Raw genomic sequence first — 13,262 nt, 5'->3', positions numbered from 1 at the left:
ATTTTTTATTTACGCTTTTAATTTCATTACAATATCAGCATCTGGTGTTACATATACGGTTTGCTGATTGTCGTACGTAACAAAACCAAGTTTTGCACCACTCGGTTTTTTGACATGGCGTATTTTGGTGAAATCAACAGGTACAGAGCTAGACTCTTTCGCTTTACTGTAATAGGCAGCAATTTTGGCAGCTTCTAGTAAAGTTTCTTCAGCAGGCTCTAAAGAACGAATGACAACGTGAGAGCCAGGTATGTCTTTCGTATGTAACCAAATTTCATCACGGCGGGCAAACTTCGTTGTTAAATAATCATTTTGTTTATTGTTTTTACCAACGAAAATCTCTGTGCCATCACTTGCTACATATTTATCTAATACTGGTTTAGTAGGCTTTTTCTTTGCGTTTTTCGTTTTGCGATTGCGCACATAACCTTCTTCAGCTAATTCCTCACGAATTTCTTCAATATCTTTTGAAGAAGCAGCTTCCATTTGTTGAAGTAAGCTATCAAAATAAAGAATTTCTTCATTTGTTTTTTCGATTTGTTCTTCTACAACAACAACTGAATTTTTTGCTTTTTGATACTTTTGGAAATAGCGTTGTGCATTTTCAGATGGTGTTTTTAAAGGATCTAATGTAATTTTTACAGTTCCACCATTCTCATCGTAATAATTAACGACCTCAATATCTTTATCGCCCTTTTTTAAAGCGTACATATTGGCTGTAAGTAGCTCTCCAAATAGTTGATATTTATCTGCTTTTCCAGCATCTTGCAGTGTTTTTTCGAGTTTAATGAGTTTTTTCTCGTTTTTGTTTTTTTCGTTTTGCATAAAGCGTTCTAAATCATGAGCTTGTTGTTTTACACGATCACGTTCTGCTTTGCCAAAGAAGAAACGATCTAACAATTCGCTCACTGATGAGAATGTTTTTTCTTCTCCTTGCAAGTGTGTAAGAGGGAAAAGATAAAAGAATTCTTTTCCATTTGCAGTAATCATTGTAGGTGTATATGCATGAGATAGTAATGGTGTTTGTATAGAGAAAAATGCTTCTGATAATGCTTTCTCGTTTGCCATACCGGCTTTCTTTACTACTTCTTTTGCAAATAATGGGGATATTCCCATGAAAGCACCGACGAGTTGTTTATCCATATTTCCAGATAGAAAGTCTAGCGGTCTAATAAAATCATCTGCGGTTTCAATTTGCAGAGGATTGATTTTATGTTGGGCTGGTGGCGCGACGTACTCAGCACCAGCATATACAGTTCGGTGACGGTTTACGGCTAATGAAACGTGTTTTAAGCTATCTAAAATTACGTTTGTTTTCGTATCTAATAAGATAATGTTACTATGTCGTCCCATTATTTCAATTACTAATGTTTTTAATGATTCGTCTCCGATTTCATTACGACTGCGAACTGTAATTTGAATAATGCGTTCTAAGTCGATTTGTTCAATTTTTTCAATAAATCCACCTTCTAAATGTTTGCGAAGAAGCATACAGAACATCGGCGGTATTGCTGGCGAATCGTAGTTTTGATTCGTTAAGTGCATACGCGCATATGTAGGATGAGATGAAAGAATTAGTTTTTGGTTCTTTCCATTCGCTCGAATATGTAATAAAATCTCGTATTTTGAAGGTTGATATATTTTGGAAATTCTTCCTGTGTAAAGAGAATTTTCAATTTCATGTGTAGTTGCTCTTGTAAATAATCCATCGAATGCCATAAATGAACACTCCTTTCTAACTAAATGTTAATTATAGCATTTTTTTGGACGAGGCTGAATAAGCTTTCAATAGAGTATGTCTGGAATCAGGAGGTCGATAGCAGGATGAACTGGTATGGAATGCGAGCACATGAAGTGGAAGAAAGAACGAATACGAATGTAAAGGTTGGACTTACAGAGAAAGAAGCAGAAGGGCGAGTAAAGAAATTTGGTACTAATGAATTAGAAGAAGCAAAAAGGCCTTCTGCACTAATGGTATTTTTAGCACAGTTTAAAGATTTCATGGTACTCGTTTTGTTTGGAGCAACAATTGTTTCTGCGTTTTTAGGTGAATACATTGATTCTATTGCTATTGTTGCCATTGTTATTATCAATGGTATTCTCGGCTTTTTTCAAGAAAGAAAAGCTGAAAAATCATTGGAAGCTTTAAAGGAACTAGCCGCTCCGCAAGTTACTGTAATGCGGAATGGAAAGTGGGTAAAAGCACCATCTAAAGCACTTGTTTTAGGGGATATTATTAAGTTTTCCAGTGGTGATCGTATTGGGGCTGATGTGCGTCTTGTTGAGGCATCAAGTTTATATATTGAAGAGTCTGCTTTGACAGGGGAGTCCGTACCTGTACAAAAGAAGGTAGAAGCATTGCAAGGGCAAGATGTTGCAATTGGGGATCAAAAAAATATGGCTTTTATGGGGACAATGATTACGCGAGGATCTGGTACAGGAGTTGTTGTAGCAACTGGTATGAATACAGCGATGGGGCAAATTGCAAATATGTTGCAAAATGCAGAGCAAATGGAAACGCCACTGCAAAGAAGGTTAGAACAGCTCGGAAAAATATTAATTATTGTAGCTCTTATTTTGACAGCGCTCGTTGTATTGGCTGGTGTGTATCAAGGGAATGAAGTATATCATATGTTTTTAGCTGGCGTATCGCTAGCTGTTGCGGCTATTCCAGAAGGATTGCCAGCAATTGTTACAGTAGCTTTATCACTTGGTGTACAGCGTATGATAAAAAAGAGAGCAATTGTAAGGAAGTTACCGGCCGTAGAAACGTTAGGCTGCGCTTCTGTTATATGCTCTGATAAAACGGGAACAATGACGCAAAACAAAATGATGGTAACACATATGTGGTCAGGCGGAGAATTGTGGAAAGTGACAGGGCAAGGATATGAACCTAATGGCTCTTTTATGAAAGGTGAAAAAGAAGTGAATCCAGCTAAGACAAAATCACTTTATCAGCTACTTACATTTGGTTCACTATGTAACAATGCAAATATTATTCAAAAGAAAAAGGCGTACGTATTAGATGGAGATCCAACAGAGGGAGCGCTTGTAGCTGCAGCAATGAAAGCTGGGATAACACGTGAGGCATTGAAAGGGAAATTTGAAATTATTCGTGAATTCCCCTTTGATTCAACTCGAAAAATGATGAGTGTTATTGTACGAGATCGAGAGGGGAAAAAGTTTATTGTTACGAAAGGAGCACCGGATGTTCTTTTGCAACTGAGTCAAACAATCTTATGGGGGGATAAGCAGCAGCCGTTAAGTGAGCTATATAGAAAAGAAGTACAGGCGGCTATTCATAGCTTAGGTAGTCAAGCGCTTCGAACAATTGCAGTTGCGTTTAAACCTTTAAAAGTCACGGATTCTATTGAACATGAAAGAGACGTTGAAAAAGATTTTATGTTGGTTGGAATACAAGGTATGATTGACCCACCAAGGCCAGAAGTGGCGCAGGCGGTAAAAGAGTGTAAAGAAGCTGGTATTCGAACAGTAATGATTACAGGTGATCATAAAGTGACAGCAATGGCGATTGCTGAACAATTAGGAGTTTTACCACCAGATGGACGCGTTGTTGAAGGAGTAGAACTCGCGAATATGGATGTGGAGGAATTAGAAAATGTTGTAGAAGATACGTATGTATTCGCTCGTGTATCACCTGAGCATAAATTGAAAATTGTTAAGGCACTGCAAAATCAAGGACATATAGTAGCGATGACAGGTGATGGAGTGAACGATGCTCCAGCGATAAAAACAGCGGATATTGGGATAGCGATGGGAATTACAGGGACAGATGTTGCGAAAGAAGCCTCTTCACTTGTTTTACTAGACGATAATTTTGCTACAATTAAATCGGCAATTAAAGAAGGAAGAAATATATATGAGAACATACGTAAGTTCATTCGCTACTTATTGGCGTCAAATGTTGGAGAAATTTTAGTTATGTTATTTGCGATGTTACTTGCATTACCACTGCCGATGGTTCCTATTCAAATTTTATGGGTGAACTTAGTTACTGATGGTTTACCAGCGATGGCATTAGGTTTGGATAAGGCTGAAGGAGATGTGATGAAGAGAACACCGCGTCACCCGAAAGAAGGGGTATTCGCTAGAGGGCTTGCGTGGAAAATAATAAGTCGAGGGTTTTTAATTGGAGCAGTGACGTTAGTGGCGTTTATTATTGCGTATAACCAACATCCAAATGAACTGAAATATGCACAAACTGTAGCGTTCGCGACGTTGGTACTTGCTCAGCTTATTCATGTATTTGATTGTCGTAGTGAGCATTCTGTCTTTCACCGTAATCCATTTGGGAACGTGTATTTAGTAGGGGCGGTTATTATTTCGTTACTACTCATGCTAGTGGTTATATATTATCCACCGTTACAACCAATCTTTAGCACAATGCCGATACAAGCAAGAGATTGGTTATTAATTGGAGGTTTGTCATCAATTCCGACTTTCTTACTAGTAGGTTCTTTATTAACAGGGAAAAAGACTAAGAAGAAAAAGCCGATATTATATAAGAAGGGATTAAACTTGAAATAGTCAATGTTATGAAAATGTGATATAATTTACAGAAGGTAGTAGAGCCTTGTCTCTATTACCTTTTTCATTGAGTTATTTTATGGCTTGGATGTGATAAAAATGATTTCTAGTATGACAGGGTTTGGAAGATCGAAAGTAGAAAGTGATACTTTTCAAATTACAGTAGAAATGAAATCGGTGAACCACCGTTTTTTAGAGATGAGTATTCGACTTCCTAAGCAAATGATGGTATTTGAGGACAAAATTCGTAAAATAATTGCACAGCAAGTTCGACGTGGACGCATTGAAGTGTCTATTAGTATAGTGGGTGAAGGACTTGTTGAAAGAAAATTAAGTGTGAATTGGTCACTTCTTGAGCAGTACCAATCGATGATGGAAGATATAAAAGGGAAATTTCAATTACAAGATTCTATTACACTTCAGCAATTAATGGCAATGCCAGAAGTAACAGCAATTGAAGAAATAGAAAATGTAAATGAACATTTTGAGAACAGTTTATATGAGGCTGTTCGTCAAGCTGCTCATATGTTGAAAACGATGAGAGATGGCGAAGGAGAACGATTACATAAAGATATAGCGTATCGTTTACAAGAGATTAGCAATTGTGTAAATGCAATTATTCCACATGCACCAATTGTTACACAAAAATATCGTGAACGATTAGAAAATCGCTTAAAAGAATTACATAATCAAGATCTAGATGAACAAAGATTGCTAACAGAAGTCGCAATCTTTGCAGAGCGTTGTGATATTCATGAAGAGTTAGTTCGTTTGCAAAGTCATTTAGAGCAATTTCGTGAAACATTGCAGATTGAAGAGCCTGTTGGAAGGAAAATGGATTTCATCGTGCAAGAGATGCATAGAGAAATTAATACGATTGGTTCTAAGGCAAATGACTTAACAATTTCAAAATATGTTGTAGAAATGAAAAATAACCTTGAAAAAATTCGTGAACAAGTACAAAATATTGAGTAGCTTTCAAAAAATATATAAAGTTATACGTGGTGGAGAAATCGGATAGACTTACTAGGAGGCGCAAACTATGGCCATGCGGTTTTTAAATATTGGATACGGAAATATTGTATCTGCTCATCGAATTATTGCTATTGTAAGTCCGGAGTCAGCTCCTATTAAACGAACAGTACAGGAAGCACGCGAACATAATGCTTTGCTTGATGCTACGTATGGGAGAAAAACAAGGGCGGTTATTGTTATGGATGATGGGCATGTTGTATTAAGTCCAATTCAACCAGAGACGATTGCACATCGTTTGAATAATAAAGAAGATTTAAGTGAGGAAGGGTAGGTTTTACATATTTATGAGAAGTAGAAGAGGATTGCTCATCGTTCTTTCAGGGCCTTCTGGGGTTGGAAAAGGGACGGTTCGTAAAGAGCTGTTTAGCCATGAGGATACACGTTTTCAGTACTCTATTTCAGTAACGACACGTAAGCCGCGTGAAGGTGAAGTAGATGGTGTGGATTATTTCTTTAAAGAAAGAGAAGAATTTGAGGAAATGATTCGTAATGAAAAATTACTTGAGTGGGCTGAGTTCGTAGGTAATTATTACGGAACACCGATTGACTATGTTGAAAAAACATTACAAGAAGGAAAAGATGTATTCTTAGAAATTGAAGTGCAAGGAGCAATTCAAGTTAAGAAAGCTTTCCCAGAAGGTGTATTTATTTTCTTAGCACCTCCAAGTTTATCTGAACTAAAGAGCCGTATTGTCGGACGTGGTACAGAGACTGAAGATGTTATTGAAAATCGTTTAACTGTAGCGAAAGAAGAAATCGAGATGATGGACGCTTACGACTATGTAGTAGAAAACGATCAAGTTGAATTAGCTTGTGATAGAATTAAAGCAATTGTGGTTGGCGAACATTGCCGCCGCGAAAGGGTAGCAAAATATTATAAAGAAATGACGGAGGGTCTATAATTATGTTAAATCCATCAATTGACTCATTACTACAAAAAATCGATTCTAAGTACACATTAGTAACAGTAGCTGCAAAACGCGCGCGTGAAATGCAACTTGCTAATAACTGTGTTGTAGAAAAACCTGTTTCTCATAAATGTGTAGGTAAAGCATTAGAAGAAATCGATGCAGAAGCATTAAGCTACGTACCAAGTGAAGATAAAGTAGCTGAATAAGCCTTTGCCTTCGACAAAATAAAACATAGACTTTATAATTTTCTATGTAACGGTAACAACCTATTTACAAGTAGGTTGTTATTTTTTTACGAAAGGAATGAAATATTGGTACTGACGAGCTGAGAATTCTATTTCAGTATTATAAGTTTGAAAAAGAAAGAGGACGAGTCATATGCTAAAAGGGAAAAAGATACTTCTATGTGTAACAGGAGGCATTGCGGTTTTTAAAGCAGCTGCGTTAACGAGTAAATTGACACAATCTGGCGCGATTGTAAAAGTAATGATGAGTGAGTCGGCAATGAAGTTTGTTACGCCTCTTACATTCCAAGCGCTTTCTCGCCATGATGTATATACGGATACATTTGATGAGAAAGACTCAGCTGTTATTGCTCATATTGATTTAGCAGATTGGGCGGATGTTGTACTTGTCGCACCTGCTACTGCCAATTGTATTGGAAAGTTAGCTGGTGGTATTGCAGATGATATGATTACAACTACTTTGTTAGCTACTACAGCTCCGGTATGGATTGCGCCTGCTATGAATGTGCATATGTATGAAAATAAAATAGTTCAAAAAAATATGATGACATTGAAAACGCTAGGATATACATTTATTGAGCCTGGGGAAGGCTTTTTAGCATGTGGATATGTGGCGAAGGGACGACTAGAAGAACCTGAAGCAATTATTGCACGGTTAGAGGAAGCTTTCTCAGAACACAAACCATTGCAGGGAAAAAGAATATTAATAACTGCTGGCCCAACACGTGAAAAGGTTGATCCAGTTCGTTTTATGACAAATTTTTCTTCTGGAAAAATGGGGTATGCGATTGCGGAAGTGGCAGCGAATTTAGGCGCTGATGTTATACTCGTTTCAGGACCGACAGCATTAAATCCACCGTTACATGTAACGACAGTGCAAGTGGAATCTGCACAAGATATGTTAGAAGCGGTTCTTCAACATTATCAAAACGTAGACGTTGTCATTAAAACAGCAGCAGTTGCAGATTATCGTCCGAAATATGTTCATGAGAATAAAATGAAAAAGCAAAATGGTGATGCTGTCATTGAACTTGAAAGAACGGTGGATATTTTAAAAACGTTAGGTCAGAAAAAGGATAAACAGTTACTTATCGGTTTTGCTGCTGAAACGACAAATGTAGAGGAATATGCAACGAAAAAACTACGTGAGAAAAATGCAGATATGATTGTCGCGAATGATGTAAAAGCGCAAGGAGCTGGATTTGGCACGGATACGAATATTGTAACAATGTATAGAAAAGATGGAAAAGTTATTGAGTTGCCAATTTTAATGAAAAAAGAGGTAGCTCGTGAAATATTGAAGCAAATTGAAATGATGTTAGAAGATGATCGTTTATGAAATTTGCAAGTGTAATTGTTGATGTACCTGCCCGTCAGACAGATCGACCATTTGATTACATTATCCCTAAAAAATGGGAAGATATTGTACAGACAGGAATGCGTGTAGTAGTTCCGTTTGGCCCAAGAAAATTGCAAGGTTTTATTATTGGGATTAAAGATTCGGTGGATGTAGAAAGTAAGAAGTTAAAGACAATCCATGAAATATTAGATGTAACACCGGTTTTAAATGATGAATTATTAAAGCTTGGATATTGGCTTACAAGTGAAACGTTATGCTACATGATTTCAGCTTTTCAAGTGATGCTTCCAACTGCGATAAAAGCAACGTATAAAAAACGTCTACAACTTTGTAAACAGGAAGAAATAGCACCTGAAATACTATATTTATTTCAGGATAAAGAAGCAATTGATTTTGAAGTAATCGAGCAACAGCCACATTTATACCGAACTATTCAACAAGAAATTAAAAATGGTACGGTTGAAGTCGTTTATCAAGTGAAAGATAAAGTACAAAAGAAGAAGCAAAGAGTGGTTCAGCCGGAGTTGCCAGAAGATAAATTGGAATTAGCGGCATTTGAACTGAAAAGTAAAAAACAACAAGATGTACTTTATTATTTTGTGGAAAATTATAAAAGTGCACCGTTGAAAGTAATTACAGAAGAGTTACAAATAACAGATGCTCCAATAAAAGCACTTGTTAAAAAGGGATTCATTTCAGAAAAGTATGTGGAAGTATACCGAAATCCGTATGACGATGATGATTTTGAACAAACAAAACCATTTCCACTTACGGAGGAACAAAAACAAGTTATTACACCGATTTTATCATCAATTACAAATGAAACTTATAATCCATTTTTACTATATGGTGTTACAGGAAGTGGAAAGACAGAAGTATATTTACAATCTATAGCAGCAGTGCTCAAGAAAGGAAAAGAAGCTATCGTTCTTGTTCCTGAAATTGCACTAACGCCCCAAATGGTGGATCGTTTTAAAGGTAGGTTTGGCTCACAAGTTGCAGTTCTTCATAGTGCGTTGTCTGTTGGAGAAAAGTATGACGAGTGGCGTAAGATTTTAAGAAAAGAAGTGAAAGTTGTAGTTGGTGCGCGTTCAGCTGTTTTTGCGCCTTTTGAGAATTTAGGGATTATTATTATTGATGAAGAGCATGAATCAAGTTACAAACAAGAAGATAATCCGAGGTATCATGCAAGAGATGTAGCTGTCTGGAGAGGACAATATCATAAATGTCCTATCGTTCTTGGTAGTGCGACACCAACACTTGAATCGTTTGCAAGGGCGAAAAAAGGTGTTTATGAACTATTAACAATGGAAAAACGTATGAATGAACAAGCTTTACCAACGGTAGAGATTGTTGACATGCGAGAAGAACTTCGTGACGGGAATCGATCAATGTTTTCTAAGGCGCTGCATGAAAAAATAGCAGATCGATTAGAAAAGAAAGAACAAATGGTACTCTTTTTAAATAGAAGAGGTCATTCTACATTTGTTATGTGCCGTGATTGTGGGTATGTTGTTCAATGTCCGCATTGTGATATTTCATTGACATATCATAAAATGAATCATCGTTTAAAATGTCATTATTGTAGTTACGAAGAGAATATGCCAACTGAGTGTCCAGCTTGTCAAAGTACATACATTCGTTTCTTTGGTACAGGTACACAAAAGGTAGAAGAAGAAATTACAAAACTATTTCCAGAGGCACGAGTCATTCGAATGGATGTAGATACGACAAGTCGAAAAGGAATGCATGAAAAATTATTAAAGGCGTTCGGGGAAGAAAAAGCAGATATATTACTCGGAACACAAATGATTGCTAAAGGATTAGATTTTCCGAAAGTAACGCTCGTTGGGGTGTTAACTGCAGATACGATGCTTCACTTACCTGATTTTCGGGCGAGTGAAAAGACATATCAGCTATTGACGCAAGTAAGTGGACGAGCGGGTAGACATGAATTGCCAGGGGAAGTTGTGATTCAAACGTATACGCCAGAACATTACAGTATAGAGTTAGCGAAGAACCAACAATATGATGTGTTTTTTGACCAAGAAATGCAAATGAGACGAACAAGACAATATCCCCCATATTACTATGTTGTACTCGTAACTGTATCTCATCCTGAATTATTAAAAGCGGTACAAGTGACGGAAAAAATTGCCTCGTATTTACGAACGCATTGCTCACAGCAAACAATGGTGCTAGGACCAGTTGCTTCAGCGATTCCAAGGATAAAAGATAGATATCGTTATCAATGCATGATAAAATACAAACGGGAACCAAACTTAAAGAACGTGCTCAAAATGGTAAATGAACATTATCAAGCAGAAATGCAAAAAGAGCTACAAATCTCAATTGATTTTAATCCAACAATGTTAATGTAGCGGAGGGAAATATGGCAGTTTTAGAAATAATAAAGCATCCAAATGAAGTGTTAGAAACACCATGCGAAAGAGTAATTAACTTTGATAAAAAGTTAGTGAAATTGTTGAAAGATATGCATGAAACAATGTTAATTGCGGACGGAGTCGGTTTAGCTGCGCCTCAAGTAGGTGTAAGCTTGCAAGTAGCGGTTGTTGATGTCGATGATGATACTGGGAAAATCGAGTTAATCAATCCATCAATATTAGAAAAACGTGGTGAACAAGTAGGTCCCGAAGGCTGTTTAAGCTTCCCGGGACTTTATGGTGAAGTAGAACGTGCCGATTATATTAAAGTAAGAGCGCAAAATCGCCGTGGGAAAGTATTCTTATTAGAAGCGGAAGGATTTTTAGCGCGTGCAATTCAACATGAAATTGATCATTTACACGGTGTTTTATTTACATCGAAAGTGACAAGATATTATGAAGAAAACGAACTAGAATAGGTGTTAAAAGGAGCGGTTTTTAAATGATAAAAGTAGTGTTTATGGGAACACCGGACTTTTCAGTGCCGGTGCTTCGTCGTCTTATTGAAGATGGCTATGAGGTAGTAGGTGTTGTGACGCAACCTGATCGTCCAGTAGGTAGAAAAAAAGTATTAACACCTACACCTGTTAAAGTTGAAGCGGAAAAACATGGTATCCCTGTGTTACAGCCGTTAAAAATTCGTGAAAAAGATGAATATGAAAAAGTATTGGCATTAGAGCCAGATTTAATTGTAACAGCTGCATTTGGGCAGATTGTACCAAATGAAATTTTAGAAGCACCGAAGTATGGATGTATTAATGTTCACGCTTCTTTACTTCCTGAACTTCGTGGTGGTGCACCAATTCATTATGCAATTATGGAAGGTAAAGAAAAAACAGGTATTACAATTATGTATATGGTAGAAAAATTGGATGCTGGTGATATCTTAACGCAAGTGGAAGTTGAAATTGAAGAGCGTGAAACGACAGGCTCATTATTTGATAAATTAAGTGAAGCAGGAGCACACCTTCTATCTAAAACAGTACCTTTATTAATCCAAGGTAAGTTAGAACCGATTAAACAAAACGAAGAAGAAGTAACGTTTGCGTACAATATAAAACGTGAGCAAGAGAAAATTGATTGGACAAAAACAGGTGAAGAAGTATACAATCACATTCGCGGATTGAATCCATGGCCAGTTGCTTATACAACTTTAGCGGGACAAGTTGTTAAAGTATGGTGGGGAGAAAAAGTGCCTATAACTGAACCGGCTGAAGCAGGTACGATTGTTGCAATCGAAGAAGATGGTTTTGTTGTAGCAACGAGTAATGAAACAGGTGTTAAAATTACTGAATTGCAACCTTCTGGTAAAAAGCGTATGAGTTGTTCACAATTTTTACGTGGAACAAAACCTGAAATTGGAACGAAGTTAGGAGAAAATGCATGAGACAAAATGTTCGTGAATTAGCTCTTGATGGTTTAATTCAAGTGGAAAAAAGTGGTGCATATAGCAACTTACTTTTAAATAATCTAATTGAAAAAAGTGCAATTGATAGAAAAGATATTGGTTTATTAACTGAAATTGTATATGGAACGATTCAACGTCGTGACACATTAGATTATTATTTACAGCCTTTTTTAAAAAAGAAGGTTGAGGCGTGGGTAAGAGTATTGCTTCGCTTATCTTTATATCAAATGATTTATTTAGACCGAGTGCCAGAAAGAGCGGCTATTCATGAAGCGGTTGAGATTGCAAAGCGTCGCGGGCATAAAGGAATTGCTGGTATGGTGAACGGTGTATTACGTTCGATTCAGAGAGAAGGTGTACCTTCTGTAGATGAAATCAAGGATCCAGTAGAACGTCTTGCAATTACAACAAGTCATCCAGTTTGGCTTGTCCAAGAGTGGACTTCAGAATACGGTTTAGAAACTGCAGAAAAAATGTGCGAAGTAAACATGTTACCCCCTGTACCAACAGCGCGTGTGAATGTTGATAAGGTAACGGTAGAAGAAGCGATTGAGTTGTTGGCAAGTGAAGGTATAGAAGCAAAAAGTGGTGACTTATCAGATGATGCAATTCAGATTGAAAGAGGAAATGTAGCGCATACAGAAGCGTTTAAAAAAGGATTTCTTTCTATTCAAGATGAAAGTTCTATGCTTGTAGCACGCGCTTTAGAACCGAATACGGGAGATGCAGTTCTTGATAGTTGTGCTGCTCCAGGCGGAAAAACAACGCATATCGCGGAACGATTAAAGGGAACTGGTAAGGTCATGTCCCTTGATTTACATGCACACAAAGTACGTTTAATTAAACAGCAAGCAGAGCGACTTGGTCTAGAAAATGTCGAAACTAAAGCGCTAGATGCTAGAAAAGTGCAAGAGCACTTTGCAAATGAAACGTTTGATAAAATATTGGTAGATGCACCGTGTTCTGGATTTGGTGTAATTAGACGTAAGCCTGATATTAAGTTAGGAAAAGATAAAGGCGATAGTGAAAGATTATCGACGATTCAAATTGCAATACTAGAAAAAATAGCACCATTATTAAAACAAGGCGGTCGTCTTGTTTATAGTACGTGCACAATTGAGAAAATAGAAAATGAACAAGTAATAGAGAAATTTTTACAAGAACATCCTGAATTTGAATGGGATACTACGCTTAAAGAGCGTATGCCAGAAAAATTAACTCCGTATATTGATGAAGGTCAAGTACAAATTTTACCGCATTATTTTGCGACGGATGGCTTTTATATTGCTTGTTTAAGGAAGAAGGTGTAGC

The 13,262-nt window shown here is 37.1% G+C and carries 11 protein-coding genes; 10 read left to right on the top strand and 1 reads right to left on the bottom strand.

The window, feature by feature from the left end:
• Nucleotides 1-9: 9 nt before the first annotated feature.
• Complete coding sequence (locus D1166_RS07090) at nt 10-1,719, bottom strand: Rqc2 family fibronectin-binding protein (RefSeq protein ID WP_097856243.1); 1,710 nt, start codon at nt 1,717-1,719, stop codon at nt 10-12.
• A 105-nt stretch (nt 1,720-1,824) separates the two neighbouring features.
• On the opposite strand from D1166_RS07090, the gene D1166_RS07085 reads away from it, so the two are divergent.
• The 10 genes from D1166_RS07085 to rsmB all read left to right on the top strand — a co-directional run bounded on the left by D1166_RS07085 (nt 1,825) and on the right by rsmB (nt 13,261).
• Nucleotides 1,825-4,548 carry a calcium-translocating P-type ATPase, SERCA-type gene (locus D1166_RS07085; RefSeq protein WP_001104777.1) on the top strand — a complete coding sequence of 908 codons (2,724 nt, stop codon included), beginning with the start codon at nt 1,825-1,827 and terminating at the stop codon, nt 4,546-4,548.
• A 99-nt stretch (nt 4,549-4,647) separates the two neighbouring features.
• Entirely contained in the window at nt 4,648-5,523 is an 876-nt protein-coding gene (locus tag D1166_RS07080) for a YicC/YloC family endoribonuclease (protein WP_000625872.1), read from the top strand.
• Nucleotides 5,524-5,590: 67 nt separating this feature from the next.
• Nucleotides 5,591-5,854, top strand: a complete 264-nt coding sequence (gene remA, locus D1166_RS07075) for an extracellular matrix/biofilm regulator RemA (protein WP_001251456.1) — start codon at nt 5,591-5,593, stop codon at nt 5,852-5,854.
• 13 nt (nt 5,855-5,867) lie between these two features.
• A complete protein-coding gene (gene gmk, locus D1166_RS07070; protein ID WP_001257741.1) occupies nt 5,868-6,485 on the top strand; it encodes a guanylate kinase in 618 nt (205 codons plus the stop codon).
• Nucleotides 6,486-6,487: 2 nt separating this feature from the next.
• Nucleotides 6,488-6,700 (top strand): DNA-directed RNA polymerase subunit omega, encoded by a 213-nt coding sequence (rpoZ, locus tag D1166_RS07065; protein ID WP_000933960.1) that lies wholly within the window; start codon nt 6,488-6,490, stop codon nt 6,698-6,700.
• Between the two features lie 172 nt (nt 6,701-6,872).
• Nucleotides 6,873-8,078: a bifunctional phosphopantothenoylcysteine decarboxylase/phosphopantothenate--cysteine ligase CoaBC gene (gene coaBC, locus D1166_RS07060; protein ID WP_000911749.1), complete on the top strand. Its 1,206-nt coding sequence runs from the start codon at nt 6,873-6,875 to the stop codon at nt 8,076-8,078.
• Complete coding sequence (priA, locus tag D1166_RS07055) at nt 8,075-10,480, top strand: primosomal protein N' (protein WP_000666715.1); 2,406 nt, start codon at nt 8,075-8,077, stop codon at nt 10,478-10,480. Before coaBC ends, priA begins: the two co-directional genes overlap by 4 nt.
• A gap of 11 nt (nt 10,481-10,491) precedes the next feature.
• Nucleotides 10,492-10,962, top strand: coding sequence for a peptide deformylase (def, locus tag D1166_RS07050; RefSeq protein WP_000279455.1), 471 nt, complete (start codon nt 10,492-10,494; stop codon nt 10,960-10,962).
• 23 nt (nt 10,963-10,985) lie between these two features.
• Nucleotides 10,986-11,930 (top strand): methionyl-tRNA formyltransferase, encoded by a 945-nt coding sequence (gene fmt, locus D1166_RS07045; RefSeq protein ID WP_000598804.1) that lies wholly within the window; start codon nt 10,986-10,988, stop codon nt 11,928-11,930.
• Complete coding sequence (rsmB, locus tag D1166_RS07040; protein WP_001249668.1) at nt 11,927-13,261, top strand: 16S rRNA (cytosine(967)-C(5))-methyltransferase RsmB; 1,335 nt, start codon at nt 11,927-11,929, stop codon at nt 13,259-13,261. The genes fmt and rsmB overlap by 4 nt, the downstream gene beginning before the upstream one ends.
• The last annotated feature ends 1 nt before the right edge of the window (nt 13,262 follow it).

This window comes from Bacillus sp. ISO11 (assembly GCF_003458115.1).
In the GTDB taxonomy this organism is placed as follows: domain Bacteria; phylum Bacillota; class Bacilli; order Bacillales; family Bacillaceae_G; genus Bacillus_A; species Bacillus_A cereus.
Note: the sequence above shows the minus strand (reverse complement) of the source record. Positions and strands in the feature narration are given on the sequence as shown.

What these genes read in the sequence shown, in the direction of transcription:
- D1166_RS07090 (WP_097856243.1), bottom strand. Translation starts at nt 1,719, where the DNA reads ATGGCATTCGATGGATTATTTACAAGAGCAACTACACATGAAATTGAA.
- D1166_RS07085 (WP_001104777.1), top strand. Translation starts at nt 1,825, where the DNA reads ATGAACTGGTATGGAATGCGAGCACATGAAGTGGAAGAAAGAACGAAT.
- D1166_RS07080 (WP_000625872.1), top strand. Translation starts at nt 4,648, where the DNA reads ATGATTTCTAGTATGACAGGGTTTGGAAGATCGAAAGTAGAAAGTGAT.
- remA (WP_001251456.1), top strand. Translation starts at nt 5,591, where the DNA reads ATGGCCATGCGGTTTTTAAATATTGGATACGGAAATATTGTATCTGCT.
- gmk (WP_001257741.1), top strand. Translation starts at nt 5,868, where the DNA reads ATGAGAAGTAGAAGAGGATTGCTCATCGTTCTTTCAGGGCCTTCTGGG.
- rpoZ (WP_000933960.1), top strand. Translation starts at nt 6,488, where the DNA reads ATGTTAAATCCATCAATTGACTCATTACTACAAAAAATCGATTCTAAG.
- coaBC (WP_000911749.1), top strand. Translation starts at nt 6,873, where the DNA reads ATGCTAAAAGGGAAAAAGATACTTCTATGTGTAACAGGAGGCATTGCG.
- priA (WP_000666715.1), top strand. Translation starts at nt 8,075, where the DNA reads ATGAAATTTGCAAGTGTAATTGTTGATGTACCTGCCCGTCAGACAGAT.
- def (WP_000279455.1), top strand. Translation starts at nt 10,492, where the DNA reads ATGGCAGTTTTAGAAATAATAAAGCATCCAAATGAAGTGTTAGAAACA.
- fmt (WP_000598804.1), top strand. Translation starts at nt 10,986, where the DNA reads ATGATAAAAGTAGTGTTTATGGGAACACCGGACTTTTCAGTGCCGGTG.
- rsmB (WP_001249668.1), top strand. Translation starts at nt 11,927, where the DNA reads ATGAGACAAAATGTTCGTGAATTAGCTCTTGATGGTTTAATTCAAGTG.